This window comes from Pseudomonas sp. HMSC076A11 (genome assembly GCF_001810205.1).
GTDB lineage: Bacteria > Pseudomonadota > Gammaproteobacteria > Pseudomonadales > Pseudomonadaceae > Pseudomonas > Pseudomonas aeruginosa.
The window spans coordinates 191,485-207,384 of the sequence record NZ_KV800303.1; the positions used below are offsets into that span (position 1 = coordinate 191,485).

11 protein-coding genes and 1 pseudogene are annotated in these 15,900 nt (G+C 67.6%); all 12 read left to right on the plus strand.

What is annotated here, in order from left to right:
* The first annotated feature begins 31 nt into the window (after positions 1-31).
* Entirely contained in the window at positions 32-1,474 is a 1,443-nt protein-coding gene (locus tag HMPREF2716_RS14620; protein ID WP_003101761.1) for a purine-cytosine permease family protein, read from the plus strand.
* Between the two features lie 96 nt (positions 1,475-1,570).
* Positions 1,571-3,100 carry a histidine ammonia-lyase gene (gene hutH / locus HMPREF2716_RS14625; RefSeq protein ID WP_003162197.1) on the plus strand — a complete coding sequence of 510 codons (1,530 nt, stop codon included), beginning with the start codon at positions 1,571-1,573 and terminating at the stop codon, positions 3,098-3,100.
* Positions 3,101-3,162: 62 nt separating this feature from the next.
* A complete protein-coding gene (locus HMPREF2716_RS14630; protein ID WP_003101758.1) occupies positions 3,163-4,566 on the plus strand; it encodes an amino acid permease in 1,404 nt (467 codons plus the stop codon).
* A gap of 117 nt (positions 4,567-4,683) precedes the next feature.
* Positions 4,684-5,652: an ABC transporter substrate-binding protein gene (locus HMPREF2716_RS14635; protein ID WP_003095948.1), complete on the plus strand. Its 969-nt coding sequence runs from the start codon at positions 4,684-4,686 to the stop codon at positions 5,650-5,652.
* Positions 5,653-5,676: 24 nt separating this feature from the next.
* On the plus strand, positions 5,677-6,528 hold the full coding sequence (locus HMPREF2716_RS14640; RefSeq protein ID WP_003095946.1) for an ABC transporter permease: 852 nt from the start codon (positions 5,677-5,679) through the stop codon (positions 6,526-6,528).
* Entirely contained in the window at positions 6,525-7,355 is an 831-nt protein-coding gene (locus HMPREF2716_RS14645) for a quaternary amine ABC transporter ATP-binding protein (protein WP_003095945.1), read from the plus strand. Before HMPREF2716_RS14640 ends, HMPREF2716_RS14645 begins: the two co-directional genes overlap by 4 nt.
* Complete coding sequence (gene hutH, locus HMPREF2716_RS14650; protein ID WP_025324635.1) at positions 7,352-8,884, plus strand: HAL/PAL/TAL family ammonia-lyase; 1,533 nt, start codon at positions 7,352-7,354, stop codon at positions 8,882-8,884. Before HMPREF2716_RS14645 ends, hutH (HMPREF2716_RS14650) begins: the two co-directional genes overlap by 4 nt.
* Complete coding sequence (hutI, locus tag HMPREF2716_RS14655; protein WP_003114456.1) at positions 8,881-10,089, plus strand: imidazolonepropionase; 1,209 nt, start codon at positions 8,881-8,883, stop codon at positions 10,087-10,089. Before hutH (HMPREF2716_RS14650) ends, hutI begins: the two co-directional genes overlap by 4 nt.
* Entirely contained in the window at positions 10,082-10,882 is an 801-nt protein-coding gene (gene hutG / locus HMPREF2716_RS14660) for an N-formylglutamate deformylase (protein ID WP_003095940.1), read from the plus strand. The genes hutI and hutG overlap by 8 nt, the downstream gene beginning before the upstream one ends.
* A gap of 269 nt (positions 10,883-11,151) precedes the next feature.
* Positions 11,152-13,524, plus strand: coding sequence for a type VI secretion system Vgr family protein (locus tag HMPREF2716_RS14665; RefSeq protein ID WP_003162200.1), 2,373 nt, complete (start codon positions 11,152-11,154; stop codon positions 13,522-13,524).
* A complete protein-coding gene (pldB, locus tag HMPREF2716_RS14670) occupies positions 13,521-15,758 on the plus strand; it encodes a type VI secrection system-dependent phospholipase D effector PldB (protein WP_023518170.1) in 2,238 nt (745 codons plus the stop codon). Before HMPREF2716_RS14665 ends, pldB begins: the two co-directional genes overlap by 4 nt.
* 3 nt (positions 15,759-15,761) lie before the next feature.
* Positions 15,762-15,900 (plus strand): annotated as a pseudogene (locus HMPREF2716_RS29840) (sel1 repeat family protein); the annotation flags it as partial.

A 15,900-nucleotide genomic window follows, 5' to 3' on the forward strand; every position in this document is an offset into this window, starting at 1 on the left:
CGGCGCGCGAGCCGCAGCGGAGTACAGCAGCATGACCCAGGGCAGCGACAGCAAGCCACTGATCGAACGGCGCTCGATCGACTACATCCCGGCGAACGAGCGTCACGGCCGCCTCTACAGCCAGTTCACCCTCTGGCTGGGGGCCAACCTGCAGATCACCGCCATCGTCACCGGCGCCCTCGCCGTGGTCCTCGGCGGCGACGTGTTCTGGTCGCTGGTCGGCCTGCTCATCGGCCAGCTCCTCGGCGGCGCGGTGATGGCCCTGCACGCCGCGCAGGGGCCGCGCCTGGGGCTGCCGCAGATGATTTCCAGCCGGGTGCAGTTCGGCGTCTACGGCGCCTGCATCCCTATCGCCCTGGTGTGCCTGATGTACCTGGGCTTCACCGCCACCGGCACGGTGCTTTCCGGCCAGGCCATCGGCCAGCTCACCGGGCTCAGCGACAGCGCCGGGATCTTCATCTTCGCCGCCTTCATCGTCCTGGTGACGGTGCTCGGCTATCGCGTCATCCACATCATCGGGCGGATCGCCAGCGTCCTCGGCATCATCGCCTTCGCCTACCTGTTCAGCCGCCTGATGCTGCTCAGCGACATCGGCGACCTGCTCGCCATCCGCCATTTCAGCTGGGCCTCGTTCCTCCTCGCGGTGTCGCTGGCGGCGTCCTGGCAGATCGCCTTCGGCCCCTACGTGGCCGACTATTCACGCTACCTGCCGGCGTCCACCTCGTCGTGGAAGACCTTCCTCGCCGTCGGCCTCGGCTCGGTGCTCGGCGCCCAGGCCTCGATGGTCCTCGGGGTGTTCTCCGCAGCCCTGGCCAACGGCCAGTTCGCCGGCCGCGAGGTGGCCTACATCGTCGGCCTGGGCAGCAGCGGGACCGTCGCCGCGCTGCTCTACTTCAGCATCGCCTTCGGCAAGGTGACCATTTCCACGCTGAACTCCTACGGCAGCTTCATGTGCATCGCGACCATCATCAGCAGCGTACGCGGCCAACTGGAGATCACCCGCGTGCAACGCCTGTTCTTCGTCCTCGCGATCGTCGGCGCCTCGACGCTCATCGCGCTGCTCGGCCAGCACTCGTTCCTCGCTGCGTTCAAGTCCTTCATCCTGTTCCTGCTGACCTTCTTCACCCCGTGGAGCGCGGTGAACCTGGTCGACTACTACTTCATCACCCGCGAGCGCTATGACGTGCCCGCGCTGGCCGACCCCGACGGCCGCTACGGTCGCTGGAACCTGCCGGGAATCGCCGTCTATACCCTCGGCGTGCTGGTGCAGATGCCGTTCCTGGCGACCACGCTGTACACCGGACCGATGGTCGAGCACCTCGGCGGCGTGGATATCTCCTGGATCATCGGCTTGCTGGTGCCGGCGGTCCTCTACTACCTGGTGGCGCGGCGCAAGGCCACGCGCCAGGCCCCGGCGCGAATGATCCTGCCGGCCGATCCCGGCGCCTTCGAACATCCCGCGCACGGGGCCTGAGACGAATTTCCAGGGCGGCGCGGCCGCCTTCAATCCGATGAAACGCCGCCGGCGGACGGCGCTGCCGAGCCCGCCGAACCGAACAAGGAGCCTTCGATGAGCCTGCATCTGAAACCCGGCCAGTTGACCCTGGCCGACCTGCGCCAAGCCTACCTGGCCCCCGTGCGCCTGAGCCTGGATCCCAGCGCCGACGCGCCGATCGCCGCCAGCGTCGCCTGTGTCGAGAACATCATCGCCGAGGGCCGCACCGCCTACGGCATCAACACCGGCTTCGGCCTGCTGGCCTCGACGCGGATTTCCCCGGCCGACCTGGAGAAGCTCCAGCGTTCCATCGTCCTGTCCCATGCCGCCGGCGTCGGCGAGGCGCTGGACGACGCCATGGTGCGGCTGGTCATGCTGCTCAAGGTGAACAGCCTGGCGCGCGGGTTCTCCGGCATCCGCCGCAAGGTGATCGACGCGCTGATCGCGCTGATCAACGCCGAGGTCTATCCGCACATCCCGCTGAAAGGCTCGGTGGGTGCGTCCGGCGACCTGGCGCCGCTGGCGCACATGTCGCTGGTGCTGATCGGCGAAAGCCGGGCGCGCCATCGCGGTGAGTGGCTACCGGCCGCCGAAGCGCTGGCGGTGGCCGGGCTGGAGCCGCTGACCCTGGCGGCGAAGGAAGGCCTGGCCCTGCTCAATGGCACCCAGGTGTCCACCGCCTACGCGCTGCGCGGGTTGTTCGAAGCCGAGGACCTGTTCGCCGCCGCCACCGTCTGCGGCGGGCTCAGCGTCGAGGCCATGCTCGGTTCGCGGGCGCCGTTCGATGCGCGCATCCATGCCGCGCGCGGCCAGCGCGGGCAGATCGACGTGGCCGCGGCCTATCGCGACCTGCTCACCGCCAGCAGCGAGGTGGCGCGCTCCCATGAGAAGTGCGACAAGGTCCAGGACCCCTATTCGCTGCGTTGCCAGCCGCAGGTGATGGGCGCCTGCCTGACCCAGATGCGCCAGGCCGCCGAGGTGCTGGAGATCGAAGCCAACGCGGTGTCCGACAACCCGCTGGTATTCGCCGCCGAGGGCGACGTGATCTCCGGCGGCAACTTCCACGCCGAACCGGTGGCGATGGCCGCCGACAACCTGGCCCTGGCGTTGGCCGAGATCGGTTCGCTGTCGGAACGGCGCATCTCGCTGATGATGGACATGCACATGTCGCAGTTGCCGCCGTTCCTGGTGGCCAACGGCGGGGTCAACTCCGGCTTCATGATCGCCCAGGTCACCGCCGCCGCGCTGGCCAGCGACAACAAGGCCCTGGCCCATCCGGCCAGCGTCGACAGCCTGCCGACCTCGGCCAACCAGGAAGACCATGTGTCGATGGCGCCGAACGCCGGCAAACGGCTCTGGGCGATGGCCGAGAACGTCCGCGGGATTCTCGCCGTGGAATGGCTGGGTGCCTGCCAGGGCCTGGACTTCCGCGAGGGCCTGCAGAGTTCGCCGAAGCTGGAGCAGGCTCGCCGCCTGCTGCGCGACAAGGTGCCGTACTACCAGGAGGATCGCTTCTTCGCCCCTGACATCGAGGCCGCCAGCCAGTTGCTCGCCAGCGGTTGCCTGAACGCGCTGCTGCCGGCCCGGCTGTTGCCGAGCCTTTGATACCCGCCCCCGGCCGCTCGGCCGGGGCGCTCCAGCAAGAACAACAACAGGAGAGCCGAGGGATGACGCACGACACGGGGCTTCGGCGCGGACTGAACGCCCGTCATATTCGTTTCATGGCACTGGGGTCGGCGATCGGCACCGGCCTGTTCTACGGTTCCGCATCGGCCATCCAGATGGCCGGGCCGGCGGTGCTGCTGGCCTACCTGATCGCCGGCGCGGCGGTGTACATGGTGATGCGCGCGCTCGGCGAGATGGCGGTGCACGAGCCGGTGTCCGGCTCGTTCGGCCATTACGCCAGCAGCTATCTCGGCCCCCTGGCCGGGTTCGTCACCGGCTGGACCTACGCTTTCGAGATGATCATCGTCTGCCTCGCCGATGTCACCGCGTTCGGCATCTACATGGGGTTCTGGTTTCCCGACGTGCCGCGCTGGATCTGGGTATTGTCCATCGTGCTGTTCATCGGCGGGCTGAACCTCTGTCATGTCAAGGTCTTCGGCGAGCTGGAGTTCTGGCTGTCGCTGGTCAAGGTCGGTGCCATCGTCGCGATGATTCTCGCCGGGCTCGGCATCATGTTCTTCGGCTTCAGCCTGGGCGGCGCGGCGACGTCCGCCACCGGCGTGCACAACCTGTGGCAGCACGGCGGCTTCCTGCCCAACGGCTGGGCCGGGCTGGTCGCCTCGCTGTCGGTGGTGGTATTCGCCTTCGGCGGCATCGAGATCATCGGCATCACCGCCGGCGAGGCGCAGGACCCGCAGCGGGTGATCCCGCGGGCGATCAATGCGGTGCCGCTGCGCATCCTGCTGTTCTACGTGCTGACCCTGTTCGTGCTGATGGCGATCTTCCCCTGGCAGCAGATCGGCAGCAACGGCAGTCCCTTCGTGCAGATCTTCGACGGCCTGGGGATCGAGTCGGCCGCGGCGATCCTCAATGTCGTGGTGATCACCGCGGCGATTTCGGCGATCAACAGCGACATCTTCGGCGCCGGTCGCATGCTCTACGGCATGGCCCGCCAGGGCCAGGCGCCGGTCGGCTTCTCGCGGGTGTCGCGGCACGGCGTGCCGTGGATGACCGTGCTGCTGATGGCGGTGGCCCTGCTGCTCGGCGTGGCGCTGAACTACCTGATCCCGCAGAGCGTATTCCTGTTGATCGCTTCCATCGCCACCTTCGCCACCGTGTGGGTCTGGCTGATGATCCTCCTGGCCCAGGTCGGCATGCGCCGGCGCATGGGGCCGCGCCAGGTCGCCGCGCTGAAGTTCCCGGTGCCGCTGTGGCCATTCGCGCCGGCGGCGGCGATCGTCTTCATGCTGTTCATCTTCGTGGTGCTCGGCTATTTCCCGGACACCCGCCCGGCCCTGTGGGTCGGGGCTATCTGGATCGCCTTGCTGGTGATCGCCTACCGGCGCTGGGTCAGGCCGAAGGGCGATGCCGCGCATGGCGTGCTTCAGGCCCAGGGAGGGCTGTGACGGAACCGACGGCGGCCTGAGCCGCCGGCCAATAACAACGATCGAGGCCGTTCCCCCGGGCGCGGCCCGCAGGTTTTCCAACTGCCTTTCCCAATCGTGCATCTGGAGCGTCGAACCATGCGATACAAGAAGTCGATGTTGAGTGTTCTCTGTGCCCTCGGCCTGCTCGCCGCCGCGGCGGGCGCCCAGGCGGAAGGCTGGTGCGAGTCCGGCAAGGCGGTGAAGTTCGCCGGGCTGAACTGGGAGAGCGGGACCCTGCTCACCGAACTGATGCAGTTCGTCCTGGCCAAGGGCTACGGCTGTACCACCGACAGCCTGCCGGGCAACTCGATCACCATGGAGCAGGCGCTGAGCACCAATGACATCCAGGTCTTCGCCGAGGAGTGGATCGGCCGCAGCGACGCCTGGAACAAGGCTGCCGCGGCCGGCAAGGTGGTCGGCGTCGGCGAACCCATCGTCGGCGCGGTGGAGGGCTGGTACGTGCCGCGCTACGTGATCGAGGGCGACCCGCAGCGCAAGCTCGAGGCGAAGGCGCCGAAGCTGCGCTCTATCGCCGACCTGGCGCAGTACGCCGAGGTCTTCCGCGACCCGGAAGAGCCGGGCAAGGGGCGCTTCTACAATTGCCCGGCCGGCTGGACCTGCGAGCTGGAGAACAGCGAGATGCTGAAAAGCTACGGCCTGGAAGAGACGTTCACCAATTTCCGTCCGGGCACCGGCCCGGCACTGGACGCGGCGGTGCTGTCGAGCTATCGGCGCGGCGAGCCTATCCTGTTCTACTACTGGTCGCCGACGCCGCTGATGGGCCGCGCCGACCTGGTGCGCCTGGAGGAAAGGCCCGGCGTCGACAAGCGCATCAGGATCCAGGTCGGCCTGTCGCGGACCTTCCACGACCAGGCGCCGGAGCTGGTGGCGGTGCTGGAGAAGGTCAACCTGCCGGCGGAGCTGCTGAACAGCGACCTGGCGCGGATGGCCAAGGACCGGATCGATGCGGCGCGCCTGGCGCGCGAGTTCCTCAAGGAGCACCCCGAGGTCTGGCACGCCTGGGTCGACGAGGACGCGGCGAAGAAGATCGAAGCGGCACTCTGAACCCACGACCGACGAGAGCAGACCATGTTTCCCGAACGCCTGACATTTTCCATCGCCGACTGGGTCAACGCTTGGGTCGACGCCCTGGTGACCAACTACGGCGACCTGTTCCGCAAGATCTCCGACACCCTGCTGTGGGCCATCGTCAACCTCGAAGGGCTGCTCCGCGCCACGCCCTGGTGGCTGTTGCTGGCGATCGTCGCGGCGATCGCCTGGCACGCCACCCGGCGCCTGCTGCCGACCCTGGTGATCACCGGCCTGCTGTTCCTGGTCGGCGCCGTCGGCCTCTGGGACAAGCTGATGCAGACCCTCGCGCTGATGCTGGTGGCGACCTTCATCTCGGTGCTGATCGGCATCCCCCTGGGCATCCTCGCCGCGCGCAGCAACCGCCTGCGCGCGGTGCTGATGCCGCTGCTGGACATCATGCAGACCATGCCCAGCTTCGTGTACCTGATCCCGGTGCTGATGTTGTTCGGCCTGGGCAAGGTGCCGGCGATCTTCGCCACCGTGATCTATGCCGCGCCGCCGCTGATCCGCCTCACCGACCTGGGCATCCGCCAGGTCGACAGCGAGGTGATGGAGGCGGTCAACGCCTTCGGCGCCAACCGCTGGCAGCAGCTGTTCGGCGTGCAGTTGCCGCTGGCCCTGCCGAGCATCATGGCGGGGATCAACCAGACCACCATGATGGCCCTGTCGATGGTGGTGATCGCTTCGATGATCGGCGCCCGCGGCCTCGGCGAAGACGTACTGGTGGGCATCCAGACGCTGAACGTGGGCAAGGGCCTGGAAGCCGGCCTGGCGATCGTCATCCTCGCGGTGGTGATCGACCGCATCACCCAGGCCTATGGCCGTTCCCGGCACGAGACGAGCAAATGAGCGGTGCGCAGATGAACAAGATCGAAGTGAAGAACGTGTTCAAGATCTTCGGCCCGCGCGCCGATGCCGCGCTGGCGCTGATCCGCCAGGGACGCAGCAAGGCCGAAGTGCTGGCGCAGACCGGCTGCGTGGTCGGCGTCAACGACCTGTCGCTGTCCATCGGCGCTGGCGAGATCTTCGTGATCATGGGCCTGTCGGGTTCCGGCAAGTCGACCCTGGTGCGCCACTTCAACCGCCTGATCGACCCCACCAGCGGCGAGATCCTGGTGGATGGCGAGGACATCCTGCGCTACGACATGGAAGCCCTCCGGCAATTCCGCCGGCGCAAGATCAGCATGGTGTTCCAGAGTTTCGGCCTGCTGCCGCACAAGAGCGTGCTCGACAATGTCGCCTACGGCCTGAAGGTTCGCGGCGAAAGCCGGGCGCAGTGCCACGAGCGGGCCCTGCACTGGATCGCCACGGTGGGCCTGAAGGGCTATGAGAAGTCCTATCCGCACCAGCTTTCCGGTGGCATGCGCCAGCGCGTTGGCCTGGCCCGCGCGCTGGCCGCCGACACCGAGATCATTCTCATGGACGAGGCCTTCAGCGCCCTCGACCCGTTGATCCGCGCGGACATGCAGGACCAGTTGCTGGAACTGCAGAAAACCCTGCACAAGACCATCGTCTTCATCACCCATGACCTCGACGAGGCGGTACGCATCGGCAACCGCATCGCGATCCTCAAGGACGGCCAACTGATCCAGGTCGGCACACCACGGGAAATCCTCCACCAGCCGGCCGACGACTACGTCGACCGCTTCGTCCAGCGGCGGGTGGCGAACCTATGAGCGACCTACCGAGCGTCGTGTTCGGCGACGGTCCGCTGCGTTGGCAGGAACTGGTCGCGGTGGCCCGGCACGGTGCGCGCCTGGAACTGTCGGCGGCGGCCTGGGCACGGATCGACAACGCCCGCGCCATCGTCTGCCGTATCGTCGCCAATGGCGAGCGTGCCTACGGCATCAGTACCGGCCTCGGCGCGCTGTGTGACGTCCTGCTGGAAGGCGAGCAGCTCGCCGAGCTGTCGCGCAACACCTTGCTCAGCCATGCCTGCGGGGTCGGCGAGCCGCTGCGCGACGAACAGACCCGGGCGATCATCTGTGCCGCCGTCGCCAACTACAGCCAGGGCAAGTCCGGGCTCGACCGTTCGCTGGTGGAAGGGCTGCTGGCGCTGCTCAACCACGGGATTACCCCGCAGGTGCCGGCCCAGGGCTCGGTGGGCTACCTGACCCACATGGCGCACGTCGGCATCGCCCTGCTCGGCATCGGCGAGGTCAGCTACCGCGGCAGCGTCGTGCCGGCCGCCGCCGCGTTGGCGGCGGAAGGCCTGGCGACGGTGCGCCTGGGAGCCAAGGACGGGCTCTGCCTGGTCAACGGCACGCCGTGCATGACCGGCCTCGCCTGCCTGGCCCTGGACGACGCGCAGCGCCTGGCGCAGTGGGCCGACGTGATCGGGGCGATGAGCTTCGAGGCCCTGCGCGGCCAACTGGCGGCGTTCGACGCCGAGATCGTTGCGCTCAAGCCGCATCCCGGGATGCAGCGGGTCGCCGCCAATCTGCGGGCCTTGCTGGCTGGCAGCCAGGTACTGGAGAACGCCCGCGGCATCCGCACCCAGGATGCCCTGAGCATCCGCTCGATACCGCAGATCCATGGCGCCTGCCGTGACCAGTTGGCCCACGCGGCGCGGCAGATAGAGACCGAACTCAACTCGGCCACCGACAACCCGCTGCTGCTGGGTACGCCGGACGCCTACCGGGTGGTATCCCAGGCCAATCCCCACGGCGAATCGGTGGCGATGGCCGCCGACCTGCTGGCGATCGCCGTGGCCGAGCTGGGCGGGGTCGCCGAGCGGCGCCTGGATCGCCTGGTCAACCCGCTGGTCAGCGGCCTGCCGGCGTTCCTGGTGGGCAAGCCGGGAGTCAACTCGGGGATGATGATCACCCAGTACGTCGCCGCCTCCCTGGCTGGCGAGAACCGCCAGCTGGCGCAGCCGGCGGTGGTCGACAACTTCGTCACCTCGGCGCTCCAGGAGGACCACCTGAGCCTCGGCACCAGTGCCGCGCTCAAGCTTGGCAGGGCCCTGGAGAACCTCCGGCGGATCCTCGCCATCGAGTACCTGCTGGCCGCCCAGGCCTTCGAATTCCTCGCCCCGCAACGCTTCGGCCAGGGCACCGCGGCGGCCTGGGGCATCCTGCGCGAGCGCGTGCCCGCGTACGACACCGACCGCTGGCTGGCTCCCGACATCGCCAGCGCGGCGGCCATCCTCGGCGAGCGGAAGAGTCTCGCCCGGCTGGCCGCGAGCATAGGAGACCTGCAATGAAACGACTCTGGCAGCATTGCCATGCCGCCACCCTCAAGGGCGGCAAGTACTCGATCGTCGAGGACGCCGCCCTGGTCACCGACGGTCCGCTGATCCACTGGATCGGCCCGCGCGCCGAACTGCCGCCCGGCGACTACGCCGAACGCATCGACCTCGGTGGCGCCTGGCTGACCCCGGGGTTGATCGACTGCCACACCCACGCGGTGTTCGGCGGCAACCGCAGCGGCGAATTCGAGCAGCGCCTGGAGGGCGTCAGCTACGCCGAGATCGCCGCCGCCGGCGGCGGTATCGCCAGCACCGTACGCGCCACCCGCGAGGCCAGCGAGGAAGAATTGCTGGCCAGCGCGCGCAAGCGCCTGGAGCCCTTGCTGCGCGACGGCGTGACGGCGCTGGAGATCAAGTCCGGCTACGGCCTCGACCTGGCCAGCGAACGCAAGATGCTGCGGGTCATCCGCCGCCTCGGCGAACGCCTGCCGGCGACCGTGCGCAGCACCTGCCTGGCCGCCCATGCGCTACCGCCGGAATACGCCGGGCGCGCCGACGACTACATCGAGCATATCTGCTCGACGATGCTCCCCGCGCTGGCCGGGGAGGGACTGGTGGACGCGGTGGACGCCTTCTGCGAGCACCTGGCGTTTTCCCCGGCGCAGGTCGAGCGGGTATTCATCGCCGCCCGCGAGCTGGGCCTGCCGGTGAAGCTGCACGCCGAGCAGCTATCCTCGCTGCACGGTTCCAGCCTGGCGGCGCGCTACCGGGCTTTGTCGGCCGACCACCTGGAGTACATGACCGAGGACGACGCCCGCGCCATGGGCGAGGCGGGCACCGTCGCGGTGCTGCTGCCGGGCGCCTTCTACCTGTTGCGCGAGACCCAGCTGCCGCCGATCGATGCCCTGCGCCGGCACGGCGTGGCCATGGCCATTGCCAGCGATCTCAATCCCGGCACCTCGCCGGCGCTGTCGTTGCGCCTGATGCTGAACATGGCCTGTACCCTGTTCCGCCTGACCCCGGAGGAGACGCTGGCCGGTGTCACCCTGCACGCCGCCCGGGCGCTGGGGCTGGAAGCCAGCCACGGCAGCCTGGAGGTCGGCAAGCTGGCCGACTTCGTCGCCTGGGACATCGAGCGTCCGGCGGAGCTGGCCTACTGGCTGGGCGGCGATCTGCCGAAACGCGTCATTCGCCACGCCGAGGAGGTATACCGTGGATGAAGTCCTGAGTTTCAAGCGCGGCCGCGTGCCGCTACTGATCAGCATGCCGCACCCCGGCACGCGCCTGACCCCGGCGGTGGACGCCGGCCTGGTGGAGGAGGCGCGGGCGCTGACCGATACCGACTGGCACATTCCCCGGCTCTACGATTTCGCCGAGGAACTGGGCGCCAGCACCCTGGCTGCCCACTATTCGCGCTATGTGGTCGATCTCAACCGCCCTTCCGACGACAAGCCGCTGTACAGCACCGCCACTACCGGCCTGTATCCGGACACCCTGTTCGACGGCCGGCCGCTCTACCGCGAAGGCATGGCGCCGTCCGCCGAGGAACGCATGCGCTACCTGGCCGAAGTGTGGACGCCCTACCACCGGACCATCGCCGAGGAACTGGCGCGGCTGAAGGCCGAGTTCGGCTACGCGCTGCTCTGGGACGCCCACTCGATCCGTTCCCACGTGCCGCACCTGTTCGACGGCCGACTGCCCGACTTCAATCTCGGCACCAACGCCGGCGCCAGTTGCGATCCAGCGCTGGCGGCCCGCCTGGAGGCGGTCTGCGCTGCCGCCGAAGGCTACAGCCATGTGCTCAACGGGCGCTTCAAGGGCGGCCACATCACCCGCCACTACGGCCAGCCGGAGCAGCACGTCCATGCCGTCCAGCTGGAGCTGGCGCAGTGCACCTACATGGACGAGCAGGCCCCGTTCGCTTACCGCGCGGACCTCGCCGAAGCGACCCGCGCGGTCATCCGCGAACTGCTGGAAAGCCTCCTCGCCTGGGGTCGCGAGCGCTACGCCTGAGGCGCTCGAGGCGGCGGACGCCTGGCCCGTCCTGGCGGACGTGAATGCCGCGGATGGGGTGGGGCGTCCGTGTCGGCATTCTGGAAATTTTCTGTTACAAATTTATTGAGGTCAGCGTTGATGCGGCCGGGAGGCCGAGTGCGCAAAGAGTTGCACAACTGTTCTCCTCTATCCTCTCGGCCAGCATTTCCATCGCGCGGGCGCAGGCGCGTCGCGCCCGGAACCGAATACGCCAGGAACGCACGGCTGCGTTTCCAAGAGGACAGTGAATGTTCGCCCCCGCCAACCAGACGCACTTCAGCCTTCGCATCGAAAACCTCCGGCACGACTTCCAGGTACTCGCCTTCCGCGGTCGCGAAGCCATCAGCCAGCCCTTTCGCTTCGACCTGGAGCTGGTCAGCGAGCGATCCGATCTGGACCTCGACGCGCTGCTGCACCAGCCGGCCTTCCTGATCCTCTCGCCGAGCGGGCAAGGGGTCCACGGACAGCTCACCAGCATCGCCCAGGGGGACTCCGGCAAGCGCCTGACCGGCTATCGCGCGACCCTGGAGCCGCGCCTGGCCTACCTGGGGCTGTGCAGCGACCAACGCATCTTCCAGCGCCTCAGCGTGCCGGAAATCATCGGTCGGGTGCTGGAGGGCCACGGCATTCTCGCCGACGCCTACCGCTTCCAGCTGGGCCCGACGCCGTACCCGGCCCGCGAATACTGCACGCAGTACGACGAAACCGACCTGGCGTTCCTCAGCAGGCTCTGCGAGGAGGAGGGCATCCATTACCACCATGAGTTTTCTGCCCAGGGCCATGTGCTGGTCTTCGGCGACGACCAGACCTCCTTTCCGCGGCTGCAACGCCCCGTCGCCTACGTGCAGGACGCCGGGCTGGTCGCCGACCAGCCGGTGGTCAAGCGCTTCGGCGTGCGCTTCGACACCCGTGCCAGCCGGGTTACCCGGCGCGACTACGACTTCGAGCAACCCGCGTTGCAGATGCAGGCCGCCCATGGCCCGCAGCTCGTGGCGCAGCAACCGGACCTGGAGGACTACGACTATCCCGGCCGCTTCACCCACCGCGAGCGCGGCAAGCACCTGAGCCGGCGCGCGCTGGAACGGCATCGCGCCGACTACCTACAGGCCAGGGGCGAAAGCGACGAACCGGCGCTGCTCAGCGGACACTTCCTGACGCTGTCCGCGCATCCCCGCGGCGAATGGAACGATCTCTGGCTGCTTACCGAGGTTCTCCACGAAGGGCGGCAGCCGCAGGTACTGGAAGAGTCGATCGACAGCGACGTCGCGCAGGGCCAGGGCGATTTCCGCCAGGGCTATCGCAACCATTTCGTCGCCACTCCCTGGAGCGCGCATTTCCGCCCCCCGCTGGAGCATCCCAGGCCACGCGTGCTGGGCTGCCAGACAGCGGTCGTGACCGGCCCCGCCGGCGAGACCATCCACTGCGACCAATACGGCCGGGTCAAGGTGCAGTTCTTCTGGGATCGCCTCGGCCAGGCCGACGACAACACCAGTTGCTGGTTGCGCGTCGCCTCCAACTGGGCGGGCAAGCGCTATGGCGGCGTCGCCATCCCGCGGGTGGGCATGGAAGTCCTGGTGGGTTTCCTGGAGGGCGATCCGGATCAGCCGCTGGTCACCGGCTGCCTCTACCACAGCGAAAACCGGGTGCCCTACGAGCTGCCGCAGAACAAGACCCGCAGCGTTTTCAAGACCGACAGCTACCCCGGCGGCGGCGGTTTCAACGAACTGCGCATCGAGGACCGCAAGGGCCAGGAACAGATCTTCGTCCACGCCCAGCGCGACTGGGACGAGAACATCGAGCACGACCAGAAGATCCGCGTCGGCCACGAGCGCCACGACACGGTCGAGGGCGATAGCTACAGCGAGTTCAGGGCCGAGGAACAGCGCACGGTCCATGCCGACCGCAAGGTCGAACTGAAGGCGGCCGACCACCTCAGCGTCGCCGACGCGTTGCACCTGAGGATCGGCACCGGCCAGTTCGTCGAGGCGGGCGACGAGATCCATTTCAAGGCCGGCGACAAGGTAGTGATCGAGGCAGGCATGGAGTTGACCCTAAAGGGCGGTGGCAGCTTCGCCAGGCTCGACCCGGGCGGTGTCACCCTTGACGGCGCCCAGGTGATGATCAACAGCGGCGGCAGCCCCGGCATCGGTAGCGGCGTTCGCGCGCTGTCGCCGCTGCAACCGCTCGCGGCCGACGCCGCGGCGGCGGGAGGCGCCTTGTTGGGAGCCATCGCCCAGAAGGTCGGCGAAGCGCCGCAGAAACTCCTGCGTTTCGAACTCAGTCCGTTGCCCGGTGTGCCATCGGCGGCCAGGCAACCGTATCGGCTCTACGCCAATGGTGCCTTCAAGGAGGAGGGCATCGCCGACGAAGGCGGCGCAATCAGCTTCGAACCGCTGCCGGGCGAACGCACCTATCGCATCGAGACCGCCAATGGCCACGCCTACGAAGTGGAGATGGTCGACCAGCCGGACGCACTGCAGGCCGACGATCGGCTCGCCCAGCAGGGGTTCCGCGACTACCGGGCGGAAATGCCCCAGCACAAGCCGCGTTCCGCCCCGGACGCCTACCGGCGCGACGCCTCGCGGCCCGGCGCCGCCGACAAGGATGAGCCCACGCCATGAGCGACCTGTACAAACCGCAGACCCTCAAGCTATACGCGCAACAGGCCGGCAGCGTCCGGCTGACCCTCGACTGGTTCGCCAACAAGGCTTTCTACCCGCCGCGCGCGGGTGTGCACATCAAGCCGCTGATCAATGGCCAGGCGGCCTTCGACGCGGTGCATGCGGCGATGGAGGCGGCCCGGCACAGCATCGACATCATCACCTGGGGCTTCGACCCGGCCATGCGTTTCAAACGCCCCGACGGACCGCGAATCGGCGAATTGCTGCAGACGAAGGGCCGCGAAGGAGTGCAGGCGCGAGTGCTGGTCTGGAGCAACCAACTCGCCAGGCTCAAGGAAAACACCATCCCCGGGGCCGGCGTCGGCGGTTCCGGCGGCACCTGGGCGGGCTCGGGCGTCGCCAGCGGCAGCGCGGTGGACAACGAGGTGCTGCGACTGGAGCAGCGGCGCCAGCATAACCTCAACCTCATCGCGCGGCAGCAGGAAGCCCTGGAGCGCTCGGAACGGCTGCACCGCGAAGGCAGGCTGCCGAGCTTCGACCCGCGGGGCGCCGCCCACGCGCGGGCGCGCATCGCCGAGCTGGAGGCGGAGAACGCCGAGATCCAGCGCACTCTCGACAGCAGCGAGGCCCAGGGCTACGGCGGCAAGCGCGGTTCCGGCGGCACCCGCCAGGATCCCTGGGGGCAGATATTCACCCGCGACTGGTTCAAGGCGGTACGCGGCGGTGGGTTGCAGAACGTCGAGTTCCGTACCCGCGACTTCGAGCAGACGGCCAGGCCGGTGATGAACGGCGAGCAAGTGCGCCTCGTCAATGGGCGACTGCAAAGCCTGATCCACCTGCTGCGCGCCGATGGCATCGACGACCTGGGCATCGGCCAGTTGCTGGTACTCACCCAGTTCGCCAGCCATCACCAGAAGATGGTCGTGGTCGACTATGGCAGCCCGCAGGCCATCGGCTTCGTCATGGGTCACAACATGCACCGCAACTACTGGGACACCAGCGCCCACCTGTTCGACGACCGCGCCGCCGGTCGCGATCCCGGGTTCGGGCCCTGGCAGGATATCTCCATGCAGGTCCAGGGCCCGGTGCTGGCCGACCTCAGCCGCAACTTCAGCGAGGCCTGGGACCTCGAGACGCCGTGGTACAAGCGCTGGTTCTCGACGCCATCGCTGACCGCCGAGCGCGACGCCTTGCCGCTGCCGAAGATCGCCACGCCCGCCAGCAACAGCGTCGCGCAGATTTGCCGGACCCAGCCGCAGGACGACGAGCGCTCGATCCTGGAGCACTATCTCAAGGCCCTGGGCAATGCCACCGACTACGTCTACATGGAAAACCAGTACTTCCGTTATGCCGGCTTCGCCGAGCGCCTGCGGAAGACTGCGCAGGTGCGCAAGGCCCGGGGCGTGCCCGGCGACCTGTACCTGTTCGTCGTGACCAACACCCCCGACTCCAGCGACGCCTCGAAGACCACCTACGACATGATGAAAGGCCTGGGCCAGGAGCAACTGATGCCGCAGGTACAGCGCGACCTGGCGCATGACTTGCGGGAAAAGCGGGAGCAGTTGAAGCAGGTCAGGGAAAACCTACATCCCGATCCCTATGTCCGGCGCGGCCAGGAAAACAACATCGAACGGCTGGAGCGCAAGATCGAGGCGCTCGAAGAGAAAGGCGTGACGCCGGAAGTCGAGCAACGCCTCGGCGATCTCGGCGCGCAGGAGATTCCCGGACTGGCGAAGAACACCGGCGAGGACGACAAGCCCTATCAACTCGCCGAAGTACCCGGCCTCAAGGTGGTCGTCGCCACCCTGGCCACCAGTGACCCTGCCCCCGGCAGCCCGCCGCCAGCGCGCCTGTCCGCCGAAGCCGAGGCCGCCCTCGGGGCGCCGCCGCTGAAGGCGCGCTACAAACACATCTACGTGCACTCCAAGCTGCTGCTGGTGGACGACCTCTATACCCTGCTCAGCTCGGCCAATATCAATGTCCGCAGCATGCATAGCGACAGCGAATTGGGGATTGCCCAACCCAATCCGGATTTGGCGAGGGCGATGCGGGAGGAGTTGTGGGGGGCACATGCTTATAAGTTGGCCGAAACGACCGAAGAAAACTTCAAGCTGTGGAATCAGAAGATGGATAAGAACTGGAAGCAGCAGCGAAATGGTGAATCTCTAACGACCCATTTATTGCGGTTCTGGGATGTCACCACACCCTATAGTCCCAATTTTACGGTGGACTGAGCGATGCGTATCTCTATTTATCTGTTCACTTTCCTGCTGAGTTTCGGAGTTTCCGTTATGGCCGACAGCAAATCATTCGTCTGCGTTAATGAAAAAGACCATCTTCCTCCGTTGGATTCGCAAGCCGATGCTTGGTACCGCG

What these genes read in the sequence shown, in the direction of transcription:
- hutH (WP_003162197.1), top strand. Translation starts at nt 1,571, where the DNA reads ATGAGCCTGCATCTGAAACCCGGCCAGTTGACCCTGGCCGACCTGCGC.
- HMPREF2716_RS14620 (WP_003101761.1), top strand. Translation starts at nt 32, where the DNA reads ATGACCCAGGGCAGCGACAGCAAGCCACTGATCGAACGGCGCTCGATC.
- pldB (WP_023518170.1), top strand. Translation starts at nt 13,521, where the DNA reads ATGAGCGACCTGTACAAACCGCAGACCCTCAAGCTATACGCGCAACAG.
- HMPREF2716_RS14640 (WP_003095946.1), top strand. Translation starts at nt 5,677, where the DNA reads ATGTTTCCCGAACGCCTGACATTTTCCATCGCCGACTGGGTCAACGCT.
- HMPREF2716_RS14635 (WP_003095948.1), top strand. Translation starts at nt 4,684, where the DNA reads ATGCGATACAAGAAGTCGATGTTGAGTGTTCTCTGTGCCCTCGGCCTG.
- hutI (WP_003114456.1), top strand. Translation starts at nt 8,881, where the DNA reads ATGAAACGACTCTGGCAGCATTGCCATGCCGCCACCCTCAAGGGCGGC.
- hutH (WP_025324635.1), top strand. Translation starts at nt 7,352, where the DNA reads ATGAGCGACCTACCGAGCGTCGTGTTCGGCGACGGTCCGCTGCGTTGG.
- HMPREF2716_RS14630 (WP_003101758.1), top strand. Translation starts at nt 3,163, where the DNA reads ATGACGCACGACACGGGGCTTCGGCGCGGACTGAACGCCCGTCATATT.
- HMPREF2716_RS14665 (WP_003162200.1), top strand. Translation starts at nt 11,152, where the DNA reads ATGTTCGCCCCCGCCAACCAGACGCACTTCAGCCTTCGCATCGAAAAC.
- HMPREF2716_RS14645 (WP_003095945.1), top strand. Translation starts at nt 6,525, where the DNA reads ATGAGCGGTGCGCAGATGAACAAGATCGAAGTGAAGAACGTGTTCAAG.